Here is a 19,186-nt window from a genome sequence, read left to right as displayed (position 1 = left end):
CTACATGCTCGGCCACGAGGAACTCCAGCAGATCGCCGTACGGTTCCTGGGCGAGCGGCGCCTGACGGAGTACCGGGAGCGCCTGCACACCTGGGCCGACCGGTACCGGGCCGGACACTGGCCCGCTCACACCTCCGGTTATCTGTTCCGCGGCTACTTCCGGTTGCTGCACGCCGACGGCGATCTCACCAGGATGATCGCCTGCGCCCTCGACGAGGCCCGCCACGAACGGATGCGCGACGCGGGCGGCGGGGATGACGCCGCGCTCGCCGAAATCACGACTACGCAGGACGCGATACTCGACCGAGGCGATCCGGGCCTCGATCTGAGAGCCATGACCCTCTTGGCGGTGCGTCGCGACAGCCTCGCCCAACGCAACACCAACATCCCCGTCGGGCTGCCCGCCGTCTGGGCCCTCCTGGGGCGCCCCGCGCACGCCGCGGCCATGGCGCGATCCATCCCTTCCCCGGAAAGACGCGCGCGTGCGCTAGGGGCACTCAGCGAGGCGCTGGCCGAGTGCGATGCCGGCAACCGGCCTCCCAGCAGGACCGACGACACCGCTCACGATGCCGGCAACCGGCCTCCCAGCAGGACCGACGACACCGCTCACGACGCCGGCGACGTCGCCCACGAAGCCGAATCCGTGGCCCGGACGATCATCAACCCGGAACTTCGGGCATCCGCGCTGGCAGCGGTCGCACGCGTGGTGGCACGGATCGGGGACGCCGATCGCGCTCGGCACCTCGCCCGCGAGGCCGAGGCCCTGGCCCTGACCGTCACTCACCCGGAACTGAAGGACTCGGTGCTGCGGATGGTGCGGGAGGTGAACGAGGCGGACCGCACCGGGGACCTCGGCCGTGAGGCCGAAGGCATGCCGATGAACCACGTCGGTACGTACAAACGGGCCCACGACCTGCGACGGATAGCGCACGCGTGGCCCCCGGCTGACGACGTCGACCGCGCCGAGGCCCAGGCCCGCTCCCGCAGCATCGAGAAGGACACGGAGGTGCGGGCGATGGTGCTCACCGCCACGGCACGGATGGCGGCGCGGACCAACGCTGTCGACCGTGCCGGACGGCTGGCCCGAGAAGCCGAAGCCGTGGCCCGGACCGGCACCGATCTGTACCGGAGGCAATTGGCGGAAGCGGCACACGCGTTGGCGGCGGGGCTGGCCCGGGTGGGAGAGGTGGACCGCGCCGTGACCGTTGCCAGGACCATTCCCGGGCAGGCCATGGGGTTCGAGCAGGCAAGGGCATTGGAAGAGGTGGCGCAGATCGTCGCGCGGACCGGAGACGTCGACCGCGCTCTCGCGGTGATCCGGACCATCCATCGCTCGACGCCGATGGAGCTGGCACGCGTCGCGCGGGCGCTGGCCGAGGAAGGCCACACCGCCGCCGAGACCGTGGCCGGAACCATCACCGACCGTACCGAGCACCCTCTCGACCGGCAGTTCCAGGCGGAGGGACTGGCGCAGGTGGCGGAGGCGCTGGCGGGCGCGGGAGATGTCGCCGCCGCCGGGAGGCTGGCCGGCGTGGCCGAGTCGAGGGCTCGTGCCCTGCCTCCCACGAACCTGTGCGCGCAGGAGAACGCGATGACAGCGGTGGCACGGGCGGTGGCGCGGATGGGGCAGGCGGACCGTGCCGAGGAGCTGACCCGCGAGGCTGAGGCCATGGCCCTGCGCCAACCCGGGTTTACCCAGGCGATGGCGTTGGAGGTGGTGGCGGGAACCGTGGCGAAGCTCGGAGACCTCGACCATGCGGAACGCCTGGCCCGCATGATTACCGAACCGGGACTTCGGGCATCGGCCCTGGCGAACGTGGCCCGGGAGACAGCGCACCAGGGTGACGTCGACCGTGCGGAACGCCTGGCCCGCACGGTCGCCGACCCGCGATGGCAGGCATGGGGTCTGACGGGCGTGGCGGAGGCGATGGCCGAGGCAGGCGACTTCGACAGCGCCGAACTCGTGGCCCGTGAAGTCGAGATGATGGCCGGGGACGCGATCAACCCGGGGCCACGGGCGAGGGCACGTGCACTGACGAGTGTGGCGGAGGTGATGGCGCGGGGCGGGAACATCGACCGCGCCGAGTCGATGGTCAGAACCATCCCCGACCCGGACCGTCAGGCGTGGGCCCTGACGGCGTTGGCCCGCCATGCCGGGAAGACCCGTGCGCGCCCGCTGATCGCGTGGGCGCTGCGACTGGGGCCGTGGCATGCGGCAGCCGATGTCCTTGCCGTGCTGCAGCCTGATGTCCTGACGGTGATTGCGGACGACCTTCTCGCGTGACTGCGCTCCCGGGCCAACGGTCTGGACATCCCGTTGGCGCTGCCACTTTGGACGGATGGATGCTGAAACCAGTTTCGGACTCGGCCGGGAGTTGGAGAACTGGGGCGGTGCGGAGGACCTGCCGGCGATGAGGACCCACTACCGCGATGCCGCCGAAGCGGGCCTGGTCGAGGCCATGGGCCGACTCGGGCTCCTCTGCGAAGGCCGGACTCAGGCGAAGCTGGAGAACAGGCTCCCCGCCGAGGTCCAGGGGGATTTCGTCGAGGCGGCGCGCTGGTACCGGACGGCTGCCGACCGTGGGGACCTCTACGCGGCCTTCTGGCTGGGGCGTCTGTACGCGGAGCGGCTGGGGGCTGGGCCCAGGCGGAGCCCTGGTATCGGCAGGCGGTGGACGCCGGACATGACACGGCGAGGAAGCGGCTGGCAGCAGGAGCGAACGGCGCGGCCCGGCGGGTCGCGGAGGATGCCTACCTGATGCACATGGACAAGTTGCGTGGCGGAGGTCGTTCCTAGCGGTGATGGCGGACGCGACGCACTGCGGGCAGCGGTTTGAACCGCTGCCCGCAGAGTCGCCGCCTGAAGACGGGTAGGAGACAGGAGTCAGTACTTGGTGGTGACCGTTACACCGCTGAAGGCTGTCTTCGCGTACAGGCTGATGTACCGGTATCCGGCGGTGGTGTTGGTGACCGTGATGGCTTCGGTGTTCCCGGCCTTGGCCGAGCGTGCCGTGTAGGCGGTGCTGGTCGCCCACGTGTTGGGGTTGTAGTAGAGGTCGGCGTTGCCGGTGCCGCCGGTTGTCGTGATGTTCAGCGTCGTGGTCCCGGCCGGCAGGTAGAGGTACAGGTAGTCCAGGTTGCCCGTCGAGGCCGACCGGGCGGAGCGGGAGCAGTTCTGGCCCATGACGCGGGGGTCGGCGCTCGTGCAGGTCGGCAGCGCGCCGCTGACCGTGACGGGCTTGGCCGTGGTGGAGGTCAGGCCCTTGGCGTCGGTGACGGAAAGGGTGATCGTGTACGTGCCGGCGGCGGTGTACGTCTTGGCGGGGTTGGTGGCGGTGGAGGTGGTGCCGTCGCCGAAGTTCCACGAGCGGGCGGTGATGGTGCTGCCGGCGTCGGTGGACCTGTCGGTCAGGTTCACGGTCAGGCCGGAGACGGCGGCGTCGAAGGCTGCGGTCGGTCCGCTGCTCGTTCCGCCGCAGGCGCCGGCCGCGCACGCGTCGAGCCAGGTGTTGAAGTCGGCGTCGTAGCGGGTGCCGATGCCGGTGCTGTAAACCGCGTAGGCGCCGTTGTAGTCGCCGGTGCGGAACTTGGCGAGCATGTTCTGCACGTCGGCGGGGTGCTTCTCGATCATGTAGCGGACGGCCAGGTAACCCCACGGGTAGGTGCGGTCCAGGCTGCTGTTGCCGTAGGTGCTCTGCCAGAGGGTGCTCAGCGCGAAGGTGTGCTGTCCGGCATCGGCGATCGCCTCGGTGTCGGGGAGGTTGCGGTAGCTGTAGGAGACGTACTCGGCGAAGCCCTCGATCCACCAGATGTCCGGGACGCCCTGGCCGGCGGTGAAGTCGCCGTACATGTCGTAGCGTCCGTCGAGGTAGTGCGTGTACTCGTGGTTGAGGTTCCAGATGTCGCCGGGGAAGCCGTCGTTGACGCTCTTCACGTAGGACAGGAACCGGGCCTGGTTGCCCGGGGTGGCGGGGTCGCCCTCCAGGTACTCGCCGCCGTTGTCGGTGCTGTTCCCGAAGATCCAGCCGGAGTAGACCTGGTAGTCCTTGGGGCTCGCGAACGTCACGATCTGGATGTTCGTGTTGTTGTCGTTGGCGACCGGGCCGCTGTCCTTGACGATGCCGTGGAAGTACGCGTCCTGACCCTTGAGGCTGGTGCACGCGGCGGACAGCGCGGCGTTGGTCAGGGACTGGGCGCGGAAAGTGTGCCCGGCGTCGCACGGGTAGGTGATCGGCAGTGATGCGGCGGTGAGTTGGGCCGTGAAGTTGCACGTCGTGTAGTACGAGCACTGGGCCTGGTCGTGGGCGTCGGTCATGCCGGCGACCCCGACCCACAGCGGTGCGGTCGTGCCGGTGATCGACGAGGCGCCCAGCAGGCCCTTCGCGAGCGGTCGTACCTTGGCCTGGAGCGCGGGGGTGTCGAGGAAGCGCGCCATCTCGGTGCCGGCGTTGGCGTCCAGCCAGAACCAGCTGCCGTTCAGGATGTCCCGGTGGTTCAGCGCGAACGTGCTGAGGGTGTCGATGATGCTCGGGTCGGCGGTGACCGCGGTGATGTACGCGGGGTTCCAGTGCCCGCGGAAGATCGGGGTGAACACGCTGTTGACGGCCGAGTCCATGCTCCAGTAGGCGTCGTAGGAGCTGTTGTAGGCGTTGAGCACCCTCTTGTAGGTGCTGAGGTAGCGGCCCTGCTCGTTGGCGCTGTCCGTCAGGACCAGGACTTCGCCCAGGATGTCGCCGTTGGCCGAGCTGACGTCCAGGAAGTGGGGGGACGCCACGAAGGTGTCGAGCGCGCCCTCGGAGGCGGTGGCCAGGGTCGGGCCGTACGGTCCGACGGCGGAGGAGTTGTAGGACTGCACGTAGTAGCCGGCGCGCAGGAACAGCACGAGCTGCCACACGTTGCCGGAGTTGTCACCGGGGTAGGTCCTCGCCGTGTTCTTGAAGGCGTTGGCGATGGTGACCATCTGTGCTTCGCGGAAGGCGTTGTACGCGTTGGTGCCGGTGAGGCCGAACAGGGTGTTGACACAGGCCGTGGTCGAGGCCTGGACGAATGCGACCAGCGCGGATCCGGTCCGGCTGAAGTCGGCCGGGGTGCAGGACGCCGCGGCAACACCGCTCGCCGTGTTCCCTCTTGGTGGGGCTTTCGACGGGGCCCGCGAGGTGACCGGGCTCTGCGGAGGAAGCTGAGCGGTGTCGAGCGGGTGGCGTTGCACCTCGGCGCGGTCCGATATGTCGGCGGTCGAGCCGAGTGGCGGGGGAACCTTGGGGGACTGCGTTGCCGGTCCTTGCCGGCTGTCCGCTGCCGTGGCTCGGCCCGGCTGGATCAGCATGGCTATGCCCAGGCACAGTGCGAGGGCAAGTATCAGGAATCCGGTGAGACTTCGTCGTAGCGGTTGGGTGTTCACGTGCCGCCTCCCAGCGGTGTGAAGGCCGTGCTGCACTGCACGGCGTGGGGGGATCCGCGGGCTTCGAGCGTCCCGGTCGCCGATGACTTCCGACGGGTTCGGGGCGTGACGAGGGCTGCCTGCGGGCCGCGCTGTGTCGTTTGACATGGACACAGCCTGCGCGCAATAACATTGCACATGTCACATCGCAGGAGAAGGGGGTGGAAGTAAATCGGAGGCAATATCTGGGCCGCATCCAGGTCGCATCTGGGCTGCATCCGAGGCGGCATCCGGGACCGCGAGGCTCCGGCAGGACCCTGATGGCACGGCACCCCTGATGGCGGCGACGGTCGGCACGGGCAGGGATCTCGCGTGGATGACAATGGAGCCGCAGGGGCCGGTTGTGGCGGTAATGCCACTGCGTCCGGGTGCTCCTGACGGGTCCTCGGATCCTGGGTACGCTGCGGAGTTGTGACAGTGAACGGGGGAGAGTCGTTGGACGTCAGTGGCAGTGGGGCCGAGCCACTCGAAGGGGAGGACCCGCGGCGGATCGGGACGATCCCGCTGCTCGGCAAGCTCGGTTCCGGCGGCATGGGGCGGGTGTATCTGGGCGTCGTCGACGGCCGCTACGCCGCGGTCAAACAGGTGCTGCCGCACTTCGCCGCGGACGAGAACTTCCTGCGGCACTTCGGCCACGAACTCGACAACCTCGCCCGGTTGCCGAACGAGGTCAGCACGCCGCTGCTGGCGAGCGACCGGCAGGCCCGGCCGCCGTGGTTCGCGACCGCCTACATTCCCGGCCTCACCCTGACCGAGGCGATGGCCCTGCACGGCGGGCCGCTTCCGGTGCAGGCCCTGTGGCTGCTGCTCCGGGAGGCGGCCGCGGGACTGCGAGCGGTGCACGCCCTCGACATGGTGCACCGGGACCTCAAGCCGTCCAACGTGATGCTGACCCAGGACGGCGCCACGCTCATCGACTTCGGGGTCGCCCGCGCCGCCGACCAGAGCCGGCTCACCCGGACCGGCGTGGTGGTCGGCACACCGGCCTATATGTCGCCGGAACAGGCCTCCGCGTCCAAGGAGTTGACGGGCGCCACGGACGTGTTCGCGCTCGGCGCGCTGCTCGGCTACGCGGCCGTCGGCAGACCGCCCTTCGGCGAGGGTTCCGGCGTGGACGTGCTCTATCGCATCGTCCACGGTGAGCCCGACCTGGACGGGTTGCGCGCACTGGACCAGGACCTGGCGGAGGTCGTCGAGGCGTGCCTGGACAAGAACCCGCTCGGACGCCCCACGGCGGACCGGCTGTTCCTGCTCGCGGAGCAGAGGGCCGTCCCGGCCAGACCCGGCTGGCCCGCGCTGGTCATGGACCGGCTGGCCGGGCGCGCGGCGTTCGCGGCCCGGACGGCACCGCAGGTGGTGCTCGAGCCGGAGCCGGACTCTCCGGAACAGGCCGAGCCCGTAGTAGTGGGGCGGAACGCGCCGATCACCGCGGCCGGGCGACCGCGGCGGCGAACCCGACTGCTGCTGGCGGTGGTTCCCATCGTCCTGGTGGCGGGCACGACGATCGGCGTGCAGTTGCTCCCCAAGCTCACCGCACCCCGCGCGGCGGAGAGCGGCCCGCCGGCCTCCGGCCCGGGCGGGGCGGGCCCAGCGGCATCCGCGTCCTCAGGTTCGCCGTCCGCAGGTACGAGCCCCTCGGGCGTGCCGTCCGCGAGCGGCCAGCCGTCGGCCGCGCCGTCGCCGGGCAGCGTTGCCGGAGTCCCCGCTGCGAGCGGTGGCGGGGGTGCCGGCGGCGCCAACGGGACCGGCAACAACGGCACGGGCAACACCGGCACCGGTAGCAATGGCTCGGGCAACACTGGCACTGGCAGCGCGGGAAGTACCGGCGGGCCTGGCAACACCGCCGGCCCCAGCACCAAGCCCACGGCGGCGCCACCACCGGCCCCCACCCCATCGAGCGGGTCCCGCTTCTACGTACTCAGAAACGGCAGCAGCGGGGACTGTCTGGGCGTCAACCAGTTCGGCAACGCCCTCACCCTCGGGTCGTGCACCGGCAACGCGGTCCTGTGGTCGTCCAGAACCGTCTCGGGCGGCGGCTTCCAGGTGGTCAACAAGGGGACCGGCCAGTGCCTCCAGGCAGGCATGTTCAACAACGTGTCCACGATCAGCGACTGCGCCCAGAGCGGTCTCAAGTCCTGGTACTCCGGCTCCCACAGCAGCCTCGCCGACCAGTACGACGGCAAATGCCTGGACCTGGCTTTCGGCGGTGGCGCGACCACCGCCAAGTGCTCGGGCTCCGCGTCACAGCAGTGGAAGCGGCAGTGACAACCTGACAGCGGCCTCCGCGCGGCCATCTCCGGCCGCCGCGCGGGGCCTTCCCGATCGTGGTGGGAGGGAACAGCGACGCGGCCGCCGAAGGACTGTCACTTCACCGAGCCGGCCATCACCCCCTGGACGAAGTGACGCTGGAAGGCGAAGAAGACGATCAGGGGAACGACCAGCGACAGAAAGGCGCCCGGAGCGAGGACGTCGATGTTGGACCCGAACTGCCGCATCTGCGACTGCAGCGCGACGGTGAGGGGCTGTGAACCGCTGTCGGCGAAGATCAGTGCGACGAGCATGTCGTTCCACACCCACAGGAACTGGAAGATGCTCAGACTCGCGATCGCCGGTTTGGCCACCGGGAGGATCAGCCGCCGGAAGATGAGCCATTCGGAGCCGCCGTCCATCCGCGCCGCCTCCAGCATCTCGCGGGGGATGTCGGCGAAGTAGTTCCGCAACAGGAAGATCGCGAACGGCAGCCCGTAGGCGACGTGGAACAGGATGACGCCGGTGAGCGACCCGAAGATGCCGAGCGCGCCGAAGAGTTTGGCCACCGGCAGCAGCCCGATCTGCACCGGCACCACGAGCATGGCGACGACCAGCAGGAAGATCACGTCGCGCCCCGGGAACTCCAGCCAGGCGAAGGCGTATCCGGCCAGGGACGCGAGGACGACGACGGCCATCGTGGTGGGCACGGAGATCAGCACCGTGTTCCAGAAGGCATGGGTGATTCCGCTGTCCGCCAGGATCGAGCTGTAGTTGGAGAACCCCAGGCCGCCCGGGTGGGCCAGCGCCGTCCACCAGCCGGTGGTGGCGTTGTCGGTCGAGGGCCGCAGCGACGAGACGAAGAGACCGAACGTGGGCACCAACCAGACCAGGGCGACGACCACCAGGAGCGCCTGGACCAGGCCCTTGCCCAGAAAGGCGGTGAGCCGGGAGGTCAGCCGCACGGGGCGGCGCGCGGCCGGGGGCGCCGCGGTCGTGCGCGGCGCGGCCCCGACAGGTGCGGTGTGCTGGGTCGTCATGTCTGGCTCCTGCGGAAGCGACGGATGTTGAGGACCATGACGGGTACCACCAGGAGCAGCAGCACCACGCCGATGGCGCTCCCCAGCCCCTGGTTGTTTCCGCCGCCGAAGGAGACCAGCCACATCTGCAGCGCCAGCACGTTCGCATCCTGCTGGACCGGACCGGGGGCGATGATGTAGACGAGGTCGAAGACCTTCATCACATTGATCAGCAGCGTCACGAAGACCACGGTCATGACCGGGCCGAGCAGCGGCACGGTGATCCGGCGGAAGATCTGCCACTCGCCCGCGCCGTCGATGCGGGCCGCCTCCAGGACCTCGCGGGGAAGCGAGGACAGTCCGGCGCCGATGAGGACCATGGCGAATCCGGTCCAGATCCACAGATAGGCACCGATGATGGCGGGGGTGATCAGTGCCGGTCCCAACCAGGACACACCGCCGTACGGTTCGGCGAAGTTCGCCGCCGGAAGGCGCACGGTGTAGGAGCCGTCAGGCACCGCGTCGAAGCGGAAGGTTCCGTCCGGCCCGGTCGCGGCGTGTCCGACCACCTGCTGGTCGCGGACCAACTCGACCGTCATCTGCGGCAGTCCGCGTTCCCGGGCGTCGACCGCGTCGGCCCGGCCGCCGCCTCCGGGGACGAAGTCCAGGAAGACGGTTCCGGTGACCGCGCCCGCCGCGGCCGAGGCGGTCTTCGCCTGGGCGGCCGTGGCGGGAAGGGCGGTCGGTTTGAGGCCGACCAGCCCGAGGGTGAGCGAGTCACCGGGACGCACCGGCCGCGCGGTCCGGTACCCGCCGCCCTTCTGCGCTTCCAGCACCTGGGAGCCGCGGGTGCGGGCACCGGGGTAGGGGGAGGCATCGGTGAAGGCGTCGTGGGCGCCGACGGCGACCGCGTTGAGCACCCCGCGCTGCGGGTCCTGTTCGTAGACGAGCCGGAAGGTGATGCCGGCGGCGAGGAAGGAGATCGCCATCGGCATGAAGATCAGGACCTTGAACGCGGTGGCCCAGCGGATCTTCTCGGTGAGTACCGCCAGCATCAGCCCCAGGCCGGTGAGCAGTGCCGGGGCCACCGCTATCCAGATCGCGGTGTTGCGGATCGCCTTGAGCGTTGCCGGGTCGCCGAACATCTCGGTGTAGTTGTCGAGGCCGGCGAAGTGTTCCCCCGAGGCGTCGAACAGCGACCGCACGACGGCGAAGACGATCGGGTAGCCGACGAGCGCGCCCAGCAGCAGCAGGGCGGGGAGGGCGAAGACCACGGCGTTGATCTTGCGGCGGCGTACCGACCGCTGACGGGCGGTGCGGGCGCCCCGTGCGGCACCGCCCGGCCGGCTCCGGTGGTTCATGACGGACATGTCGGCCGCCCTCAGCCCTTGTAGGCTTTGAGCGCGGCCGTCTCCAGGACCTGGGCGGTGTTCTTCGGGGACGACGGGTCCCGCAGGAAGTCCTGCAGGATCTTCCACTCGCCCGAACCCTGGGTGCCGCCGAAGGCCGCCGGGGCCTGGTCGGACATGTCGAAGCGGACAGTCTCACCCGCGTCGACCAGCGACTTGGCGGTCTGCCGGGTGGTGTCGTCGGTGTAGTTGGCGATGTCCAGCTTCTGGTTGGGGGAGAGGAACCCGCCCGCCTTGGCCCACACGGCCGCCGCCTCGGGGGTGGCCAGGTACTCGATGAACTTCATGGCGGCTTCCTGGTTCTTGCCCGCCTTCAGCGCCACGGCGGCGTCGCCGCCGCCGACCACCGGAGCGGTGCCGCCCGTCACGGCGGGGAACGGGAAGAACTTGGCGTCCTCGCCGACGTTCTTGTGCAGATCACCGGAGATCAGGCCGCTGACGAAGTCGCCCTCATAGACCATCCCCGCCTTCGGCTGCTTGCCGAAGACCTGTTCCACCGACTCGGGGAAGTCGGTCTCCAAAGCGCCCTTGCGGCCGCCGGAGATCAGCTGGTCCTTGGCGAACAGAGCGCCCAGGGTGCTGAGCGCCTTGACGACCGTGGGGTCGGTCCAGGGCATCTTGTGCTGCGCCAGCTTGTCGTAGTTCTGCGGTCCCGCCTGGGACAGGTAGATGTTCTCGAACCAGTCGGTCAGCGGCCATCCGGCCTCACCCGCGACGGAGAAGCCGGGGAGCCCGGAGTCGGTGACGGCCGAAGCGGTGGTGATCATCTCCTCGTAGCTCTTGGGGACGGTGGCCCCGGCGTCAGCGAGCGCCTTGGGGCTGTACCAGACCGTCGACTTGTTGGAGGCCTTGAAGTACAGCCCGTAGAAGGCGGAGTCGACGGTGCCGTAGTCCTGCCACACCTTGGCGAAGTTCGCCGCTGCGGCCGTGCGGGCGGCGGGGGACAGCGGCCGCAGCCAGCCCTTGCGGGCGAACTGCTGGACCACGCCGACCTGCGGGACCATGACGACGTCGGGTACGTTGCCGCCCTCGATCTTGCTGCCGACGACGGTGGAGACGTTGTCACCGGTGGAGATGAAGGAGGTCTTGGCACCCGTCTTCGCCGAGAAGGCGTCCAGCACCTTCTTGAAGTTCTGCTGCTCCACACCGGTCCACACCGCCGCCACGGTGAGGGACTGGCCCTTGAGTTCCTGCTTGCCGTCCTGCGCGGCGGTTTTGTCCTGGCCGCCTCCGCAGGCCGTGGCCGTCATGGTGAGGCCGAGTACCACTGCTGTCGCTGCCACGATGCGCTTCATTGGGTAGATCCCTTCGTCGAATCCGCCCGCGGAACCGGGGGCGGTGGTGAGGTTGTCCGGTCGGGCCGGGGCCGGCGGACCGGCTCAGGACGCGGGCAGGTCGCAGACCCACCAGGCGGCGGTGTTGCCCGGAAGCAGCCCCGCCGGGCAGGGGGCGCTGGCCAGCAGCGGCGGCCCGGGAACGGGGGCGGGTACCGGCTCTTCGCCGAAGTTGACGGCGCAGACCATGCCGTCGCCGCGCACGAAGGCCAGTACCTGGGGTGGTGACTCGAGCCAGCGCAGGCTGCCTTCGCCGAGTTGGGGAAGCTGTTCGCGCAGGTTGAGGCCGTCGCGGTACAGGTGCCAGAACGAGCCGGTGTCGCTCAGAGCGCGGTCGGTGGTGTGTTCGGCGAACCAGGCGGGCTGCGGCAGCCAGGGCTGCACGGTGGAGCCCGGCGCGGTGAACCCGAACGGGGAGGCGTGTCCTGACCACGGGAGGGGGACCCGGCAGCCGTCACGGACGTAACGGCGGCTGCCGGTCCGGCGGAAGATCGGATCGGTCAGCGCGTCGTCGGGCAGGTCGAGCACCTCGGGCAGGCCGAGCTCTTCGCCCTGGTAGATGTAGGCGGCGCCCGGCAGCGCCAGCATCAGCAGCGCCGCGGCCCGCGCGCGGGTGGCGCCCACGCCGCCGCTGTCGGCGTCGTAGCGGGTGACGGTCCTGACCTGGTCGTGGTTATTGAGCACCCAGGTCACCGTGGAGCCGGTTCCGGCGATGTCGCGCAGCGCCTCGACGATGCTGCGGCGGAAGTCGGCGGCGTTCCACGGGGCGCTGAGCAGGTGGAAGAAGAACGCCTGGTGCAGTTCGTCGGGGCGCACGTACAGGGCCTGATCCGCGGCGGTGGGTACGGAGACCTCGCCGACCAGCAGCCGGTCCTGTCCGTCGTGGGCGGTGTACGACTCGCATAGCGCTCGCCACCGGCGCCACACGTCGTGCACCTCGGGCTGGTTCCAGGCCAGCGGGTTCACCGAGTCGCGGGTGCGTTCGTCGGCCTCCGGGTCGGGGGAGTCCGGCAGTTCCGGGTGCCGGAACAGCCCTGCGGCGACATCGATGCGGAAGCCGTCGACCCCCCGGTCGAGCCAGAACCTCAGCACCTCCTCGAAGTGGTCCCCGACCCGCGGGTCACGCCAGTTGAGGTCGGGCTGCTCGGGGGTGAACAGATGGAGGTACCACTGGCCCGGGCTGCCGTCCGTCTCCTTGACGCGTGACCAGGCCGGACCGCCGAACATCGCGCGCCAGTTGTTCGGCGGCAGCTCCCCGTGCTCCCCCCGGCCGTCGGCGAAGTGGAAACGGGACCGGGCCGGGCCGCCGGGGCCGTCGGCGAGCGCCGCCCGGAACCAGGGATGGGCGCTGGAGCAGTGGTTCGGGACGACGTCGATGACGACCTTCAGCCCGAGCCGGTGCGCGTCGGCGACGAGACGGTCGAACTCGGCGAGGTCTCCGTAGAGCGGGTCGACGGCGCTGTAGTCCGCGACGTCGTAACCGTGGTCGTGCTGGGGGGAGGGATAGAAGGGGCTGAGCCAGATGCCGTCCACGCCGAGCTTGCGCACGTAGGGCAGTCCCACCCGGACTCCCGCGAGGTCACCGACGCCGTCCCCGGTGCTGTCGAGGAAGCTGCGGATGTAGACCTGGTAGACCACGGCGTCGCGCCACCAGGGGCGCTGACCTTCGGCCGGCCGGGCCGCAGGTGTGCGGCCTGCGGGGTTCTCGACTGGGACTGCGAGCATCCCGTCACCATCCTGAATCTGACGCGCGAGCGGCCGTCGTTGGAGTTGGAACCGTGAGAACCGATCGGTGTGCCGGGACCGGCCCGCGGCATGCGGGCAGGGGGCAGCGGCGCACCACGGTGCGATCGGCGGGGTTGGGGTGGGGTGCGCACTGCCAACGGCAGCCGCACCCTGTGATGCATGCATGTTAAGTAGGAGAGTCGGGGAGGTGTCAACGCTCTCGGGCCATCAGGCCGTCATGGAGGGGTATTCATCCCGATATGTGCGGGAAATTGGAGCGACTCGTCCCGACGGAGATGCCTAACAAGTAACTAGGAAGGTGAATCTGGAGCGGGGGGTCAGCCGCCCCGTACGACGTCCTGGAGCTCTCGCTGCAGCCGGGCCAGCGCCTGCTCGGGCGTCTGCCGCAGGGCCAGCGCGTCATAGGTCACGGCGGCGACCACCAGGCTCACCTGCTCGTACCGTGCGCTCTTGGGGCGCGGCCTGGCGGTGCGGACACTCTCCTTGAGGACCGGCAGATACGGGTAGCGCCGGATGAGAGCCGGGTCCGAGTACAGCGATGCCCACACCGGCGGCAGCCCGCCGTCGGTCAGGACCTGGCGCTGCACGCCTTCGCTGGACAGGTAGGCCATGAGTTCCGCCGCCGACCGCTGGTGCTGCGAGTGCGCGTTGACGGCCAGGTTGGAGCCGCCCAGCACGCCGCTGCCGGGCCCGTCCGGGCCGGGCAGCGGGACCACGCCGAACTTCCCCGCCACCGCGGAGTCACGGGCCGAGGCGAGGTTGTAGACGTAGGGCCAGTTTCGCAGGAACAGCAGCTTGCCGTCCTGGAACGCCTGCCGGGATTCCTCTTCCTTGAAGGTCAGCGCCTCGCGGGGAATCCAGCCGTCGGTCACGCCCCGGGTCAGGAACCGCAGGCCCTCCAGTGCGGCGGGGGAGTTCACCGTCGCCTGTCGCCCGTCACCGCCCAGGATCGATCCGCCGGCCGACTGGACCGCCTCGGCCACGTTCACCGTCAGCCCCTCGTACGGCAGGAACTGCCCGGCGTAGCCGCCGATCCGGTACTTGGCCGAAAGGGCGGAGGCCTCTTTCTCCAGCTCGGCCCAGGTTCGCGGCGGGGGCAGGCCCTCCCGGTCGAGGATGTCCCTGCGGTAGTACAGCAGCCCCGCGTTGGTCACGTACGGCATGGCGTACAGCCGGCCGCGGAACGTGGCCGTGTCCGCGACGGAGGGCAGCAACCGATCCATGGGCAGACCACGCCCGTCCACGGGGGCGATCCAGTGATTGCCGGCGAACTCGGAGGTCCAGGCCACATCGATGTTGAGGACGTCGAAGCGGCTGCTGCCCGACCGCAGACTGTCCGCCATCTGCGCGTGGACCTCGTCCGCCGCCTCGGGCAGCTCGACCAGCTTCACCGGCTCGTCGGGGTGGCTCCGGTTCCAGCCGTCCAGCACCGGCTGCAGATAGCCGGTGAGGTCCCGGCCGGTGACGAGGGTCATGGGCCCCCTGCCGTCGGAGGCGCCCGGCGGTGCGGCGTCCGCACCGGCCCCCGAACCGGCGTAGCCGGCCATCACCAGGGCGCCCACGAGCAGTCCCCTGCCCATGATTCGCGCCCAGCGCATCGGTCCCTCCACTCCTCGCTCCGCCCGCGACATGTTCCGCATGGCCGAGGCGTCCTGTATACCTGCTGAGCATGCGCGATACTAGGGGCCGCGGTCAGCTGCCTGTCCGGGCACGGCCAATACCCCTAACAAGCAGGTAGCCGGGGAGGAGGCTCAACCACCGTGCGTCTTCCGCTGCTCGCCCTGCTCGCCGCAGGTCCCGCTCATGGTTACGAACTGAAGCAGGGCCTGGAGAAGCTCTTCGGAGCGGCGTACCCTCAGCCCAACATCGGTCAGATCTATGTGACCCTGGGCCGACTGGAAAAGGCCGGCCTGATCGCGGGCGAGGACATCGTCCAGCCGGACCGCCCCAACAAACGCATCTACGAACTGACCGAGGCGGGCCGCGAGAGCGTCGACGCCTGGTTCGAGGAGCCGTCCCCGACCCCCCGGGTACGGGACGACTTCTTCATGAAGCTCGCCCTGGCCCCCCGGACCGGCAGGGCGGACCAGGTCACGCTGATCAACAAGCAGCGCCGTCACTACCTGAACCTCATGCGGGCCCTGTCCAAGCTGGCCGCAGGGGAGGACCAGGACAACCGCATCGCACAACTGCTGATCGAGGGCGCGAGCCTGCATCTTCAGGCCGACCTCGACTGGTTGGAGCGCTGCCAGGAGGAACTCGAATGACACGAACCGAGCCGGCCACCGGTCCAGCGCCGCACCTGCTGAGCGTGACGGGCCTGACCAAGACCCATTCCACCGACGGCGCCAGGGTACGGGCCGTACGCGGTGTGGACCTGAACGTGGCGCGGGGCGAGTTCGTGGCCGTCACCGGGACCTCCGGAGCCGGGAAATCCACCCTGCTGCACCTCCTGGGGGGCCTGGAGCGCCCCGACAGCGGGCGCATAGCCCTCGACGGACGCCGCGTCGACGATCTCAGCGAAGCGCGCTGGGCCGTACTGCGCCGCCGCAGGATCGGCATCGTCTTCCAGTTCTTCAACCTCGTCTCCACCCTCACCGTCGCGGACAACATCGAACTGCCCGCCCTCCTCGCGGGTCGCACGCCCCGCCAGGCGCGGGCGTCGCGGGAGGAATTCGTCGGCCGGCTCGGACTGGGCGGCAAGGAGAACAGCCTGCCCGGCGACCTCGCCGGCGGCGAGCAGCAACGGGTGGCGCTGGCGAGAGCCCTGGTCAACGAGCCGGATCTGCTCCTGGCCGACGAGCCCACCGGTTCCCTGGACGGCAAGGGGACCCGGGAGGTGATCAGGCTGCTCACCGAGCTGCACCAGCAGGGCCAGACCATCGTCCTGGTCACCCACGACGCCAGGGTGGCCAGCGCGGCCGACCGCGTCATCAGCTTCTACGACGGCCGGATCACCGACGACACCACCCTCGACACCACGGACCAGCACCGGGCAGCCGCCGCCGACATCGTGAAACTGACGGGCTGACCAGATGCGCGCCATCACCCGCTGGGCACTCGCCGACCTGCGCACACACCGCGGCCAGGCCCTGTCCATCGTCCTCGCCACCGCCGGGATCACCGTGGCCCTGCTGCTCTCCGCGGCGCTGCTGCAGTACGCGGTCAGCCCCTGGCAGCGGCTGTTCACCGAAACGCAGGGCGGCCATGTGTGGCTGCGCACCACGGCAGGCACCCCTACCTGGCCGCTGAGCGGGCTCGACGGAGTGCAGGCGCTGTCCGGCCCGTTCCGCACCGATTCGGTGACTGTCCGTCTCGGCGCCGAGACGGCCGCGCTCGACCTGCGTGCCGCCGGACCGCACAGGGAGGACATCGCCCAGCCCAAGATCGCCGCTGGGCGCTGGCTGGACGGCACGCAAGGCGACGGGATCGTGCTGGAGCAGTCCGTGGCCGGCGCCTTGTGGGCCCAGCCCGGTGACACCCTGCAGATCGAAACCGGCGGTACGAGCGTCCGTACGCTGCGCGTGGTCGGAACGGCCAGGACCGCAGAACGGGGATACGTCCGCGGCGACGTCCCCGGCGTGGGCTGGGCTTCGCCCGACCTGGTCGGTGCCCTGGCCTCCGCGCAGACGCACCCCGGGCAGACCGTCGGACTGCGGCTCGCCGACCCGGGCGACACGGACTTCGTGGTGCAGCGGGCGGTCGCCGCGGTGGGCCCCGACCATGTGCTCTCCGTCTCCACCTGGCGCGATGCCCGCTCCGCCGCCGAAGGCGACAACCGGCTGCTGGGGCTGCTGCTGAGGATCTTCGGGCTCGGCGCGCTCCTGGCCGCCGCGGTGGCGGTGACCGAAGGTGTCAGCACCCGCGTCCTCGCCCACGTCCGGGACATCTCGGTCCTCAAAGCGGTGGGGTTCACCCCCGGACAGATCGCCGGGATGTTCTTCGCGCAGCACGCCGTGCTCGCGGTGCTGGGCGCCGCCGTCGGGACGGCCGCCGTCCAGATCGCGGGCACCGCCGTGCCCGGCCCGATCGGCGAGGCGGTGACGCTCTGGCAGGCGCTGCCCGGACAGAGCTCGTCCCTGGTGTACACCTGCGCCGCCACCGTCTCCGCCATCGCCGCCGCCACGATGTTCGCCGCCTGGCGTGCTGCCCGGATCCCGCCGATACCCGCCGCCCGGATCACCGCACCGGGGCGACGGAGCTCGGCTCGGTCACGAACGGCGTTCCGCTTCAGGACACCCCCGTCGCTGGTGCTCGGATGGCGCGGAGCCGTGCACCGCCCGGGGCGCTTCGCGGAGTCCGTGGCCCGGCTCGCGCTGCCCATCGTCATGATCACCGTGGCTCTCTCCGCCGCCGCCACGCTGGACCGTTTCCAGCATCCCCCCGAGAGGGCCGGACTGACGGCACAGCTGACGGCGCGCGAGGACGGCGCGTCCACCACCGGGCTGGAGACCCGGCTGACACAGCTGCCCGGCGTCTCCGGCGTGTACCCGGCGACCGAGGTCGCCGCGCTCGTGCCCGGGCAGACCCGCACCATCACCCTGCGCGGGCTCGGCACCGCCGAGCACCGCTACCCCTTCGCCGCGGCGGAAGGCCGGGTCGCGACGGCACCGGACGAGGCGATGGCCGGACAGGGACTGCTCGACGCCATGGACGTCCGGGTCGGCGAATGGGTCCGGGTCACCGTGGCCGGCACACCGCACATCCTGCACATCGTGGGACGCAGCATCGAAACCGAGCACAACGGGATGGTCATCTCCACCTCCCTGGACACTCTCCAGGAAGGGCAGGACTCGCTGCGCCCGCAGTTCTACCATCTGGCGTTGCGGCCGGGCGCCGACCCGGCCGCGGTGTCCCGCGCCCTGCCCCAGGCCTCGGACGGCCGGCTGGAGATCCGCAGGACGGCCGGCCCCGCCGACGAGCTGTCCCCGATCCGCGGTGTGATCGCCGGGCTCGTCGCCGTGCTGGCACTCATCGGCCTGGTGGACCTCTCCACCTCGATCACCGCCGCCGTGCGGGATCACAGCCGGGATCTGCGGGCCCTGCGCGCCATCGGGCTGACTCCCCGCCAGACGGTCGCGGTCATCCAGATCAGCGCGGCAGTCATCGCCCTGGCGGCGGCGCTGGCCGGCACCGTCCTCGGTGTCCTCACCTCGCACTGGCTGATCGACCTGCAAGGACGCTCCAGCGGCATCGGCGCGGGCATAGCGCGGACGCCCGCCCTGCTGACGCTGCTGCTGGCCGGGGGAACGGTGGTCACCGCCGCCGTCACCATCGCCACGCTGCCCGCGCTGCGGGTGGTCCGGGGCCGTGGGGCGGACACGGGGATCACCATCTACTGACGTCGGCCCGCGGGGTTTCGCGTACCGCCGTTCAGTAAGGATTTCAGCGGGGTAAGAAGCCCCCCATACGAGGCAAGCGCCCCGCCCGGGCGCTGGGGGTGACCCCTTCGACGTGCACGTACGCCTCGGTACGTGCATCGTGGAGGAGAGGTGATCTTCACATGCCCCTGTACATAGCTGTGGCTACGTTCGAGGCGAATGGACCGTTGGGTACCGTGCAAATCGCCGACCACCCGGAAGAAGCCCCCGACGCGCAGAGCTATGCGAACACCAAGCGCGACGAGATCCTGGCCATGGACGAACACCCTGAAGTCGATCCGTCCCGATGGTCGGACCTCCGCCTGGTGCGCATCGACGTCTGGCCGGACGGCGTCGACATCGCCACCGCGGACCCGGAATTCGCCCTGCCTGTGGCATGAGGGCGGCACCTGTGCGGTCCCCTTCGCCGAGAAGGGGACCGCACAGGTGCCGCAGGCGAGCGATGACGTTCACCGGAACGGCTTCGGTGCCCACCCGAATGGCCTAGTGCTGAATTCCTCAAAGGCAGTAGACGTAGCGTCGGCGTAGGTGTCGGGTGGGTGGGGCGGGTCTGCCCCAGATCCAGGGTTTGGCGCGGGCGTTGAGTTGGGTTGTCGCGAGTTCGGTGGCG

The 19,186-nt window shown here is 70.2% G+C and carries 13 protein-coding genes; 7 read left to right on the top strand and 6 right to left on the bottom strand.

Annotated elements, in window-relative coordinates:
• Together O3W51_RS43505 and O3W51_RS43500 are read left to right on the top strand one after the other, a co-directional pair.
• A partial coding sequence (locus O3W51_RS43505) for a hypothetical protein (RefSeq protein ID WP_269289304.1) occupies nucleotides 1-2,284 on the top strand: 2,284 nt, incomplete at its 5' end.
• A gap of 55 nt (nucleotides 2,285-2,339) precedes the next feature.
• Entirely contained in the window at nucleotides 2,340-2,759 is a 420-nt protein-coding gene (locus tag O3W51_RS43500) for a tetratricopeptide repeat protein (protein WP_138358643.1), read from the top strand.
• A 125-nt stretch (nucleotides 2,760-2,884) separates the two neighbouring features.
• Here O3W51_RS43500 and O3W51_RS43495 read toward each other — a convergent pair whose 3' ends face one another.
• Nucleotides 2,885-5,401 carry a collagenase gene (locus O3W51_RS43495; protein WP_331284148.1) on the bottom strand — a complete coding sequence of 839 codons (2,517 nt, stop codon included), beginning with the start codon at nucleotides 5,399-5,401 and terminating at the stop codon, nucleotides 2,885-2,887.
• A 450-nt stretch (nucleotides 5,402-5,851) separates the two neighbouring features.
• Between O3W51_RS43495 and O3W51_RS43490 the strand changes: the two genes are divergently transcribed.
• Nucleotides 5,852-7,705 (top strand): serine/threonine-protein kinase, encoded by a 1,854-nt coding sequence (locus tag O3W51_RS43490; protein ID WP_244809694.1) that lies wholly within the window; start codon nucleotides 5,852-5,854, stop codon nucleotides 7,703-7,705.
• Nucleotides 7,706-7,803: 98 nt separating this feature from the next.
• Here O3W51_RS43490 and O3W51_RS43485 read toward each other — a convergent pair whose 3' ends face one another.
• The 5 genes from O3W51_RS43485 to O3W51_RS43465 all read right to left on the bottom strand — a co-directional run bounded on the left by O3W51_RS43485 (nucleotide 7,804) and on the right by O3W51_RS43465 (nucleotide 14,793).
• Entirely contained in the window at nucleotides 7,804-8,727 is a 924-nt protein-coding gene (locus O3W51_RS43485; RefSeq protein WP_138358645.1) for a carbohydrate ABC transporter permease, read from the bottom strand.
• Nucleotides 8,724-10,067 (bottom strand): ABC transporter permease subunit, encoded by a 1,344-nt coding sequence (locus tag O3W51_RS43480; RefSeq protein ID WP_269289305.1) that lies wholly within the window; start codon nucleotides 10,065-10,067, stop codon nucleotides 8,724-8,726. The genes O3W51_RS43485 and O3W51_RS43480 overlap by 4 nt, the downstream gene beginning before the upstream one ends.
• Before the next feature lie 20 nt (nucleotides 10,068-10,087).
• A complete protein-coding gene (locus O3W51_RS43475; RefSeq protein ID WP_269289303.1) occupies nucleotides 10,088-11,410 on the bottom strand; it encodes an ABC transporter substrate-binding protein in 1,323 nt (440 codons plus the stop codon).
• An 84-nt stretch (nucleotides 11,411-11,494) separates the two neighbouring features.
• Nucleotides 11,495-13,174 carry a glycoside hydrolase family 13 protein gene (locus O3W51_RS43470; RefSeq protein WP_164293117.1) on the bottom strand — a complete coding sequence of 560 codons (1,680 nt, stop codon included), beginning with the start codon at nucleotides 13,172-13,174 and terminating at the stop codon, nucleotides 11,495-11,497.
• A gap of 338 nt (nucleotides 13,175-13,512) precedes the next feature.
• Entirely contained in the window at nucleotides 13,513-14,793 is a 1,281-nt protein-coding gene (locus O3W51_RS43465) for an ABC transporter substrate-binding protein (RefSeq protein ID WP_269289300.1), read from the bottom strand.
• 162 nt (nucleotides 14,794-14,955) lie between these two features.
• On the opposite strand from O3W51_RS43465, the gene O3W51_RS43460 reads away from it, so the two are divergent.
• From O3W51_RS43460 to O3W51_RS43445, 4 genes are all read left to right on the top strand, one after another.
• On the top strand, nucleotides 14,956-15,462 hold the full coding sequence (locus O3W51_RS43460) for a PadR family transcriptional regulator (RefSeq protein WP_138358653.1): 507 nt from the start codon (nucleotides 14,956-14,958) through the stop codon (nucleotides 15,460-15,462).
• On the top strand, nucleotides 15,459-16,226 hold the full coding sequence (locus tag O3W51_RS43455) for an ABC transporter ATP-binding protein (RefSeq protein WP_138358655.1): 768 nt from the start codon (nucleotides 15,459-15,461) through the stop codon (nucleotides 16,224-16,226). Before O3W51_RS43460 ends, O3W51_RS43455 begins: the two co-directional genes overlap by 4 nt.
• 4 nt (nucleotides 16,227-16,230) lie before the next feature.
• The gene (locus O3W51_RS43450; RefSeq protein WP_269289296.1) at nucleotides 16,231-18,537 is read left to right on the top strand and encodes an ABC transporter permease; all 2,307 of its coding nucleotides are present in this window, start codon (nucleotides 16,231-16,233) and stop codon (nucleotides 18,535-18,537) included.
• A gap of 215 nt (nucleotides 18,538-18,752) precedes the next feature.
• Nucleotides 18,753-18,956 (top strand): hypothetical protein, encoded by a 204-nt coding sequence (locus tag O3W51_RS43445; protein ID WP_269289294.1) that lies wholly within the window; start codon nucleotides 18,753-18,755, stop codon nucleotides 18,954-18,956.
• The last annotated feature ends 230 nt before the right edge of the window (nucleotides 18,957-19,186 follow it).

The sequence above is a fragment of the Streptomyces sp. H39-C1 genome (assembly GCF_027158125.1).
Taxonomy (GTDB): domain Bacteria; phylum Actinomycetota; class Actinomycetes; order Streptomycetales; family Streptomycetaceae; genus Actinacidiphila; species Actinacidiphila fildesensis.
Note: the sequence above shows the minus strand (reverse complement) of the source record. Positions and strands in the feature narration are given on the sequence as shown.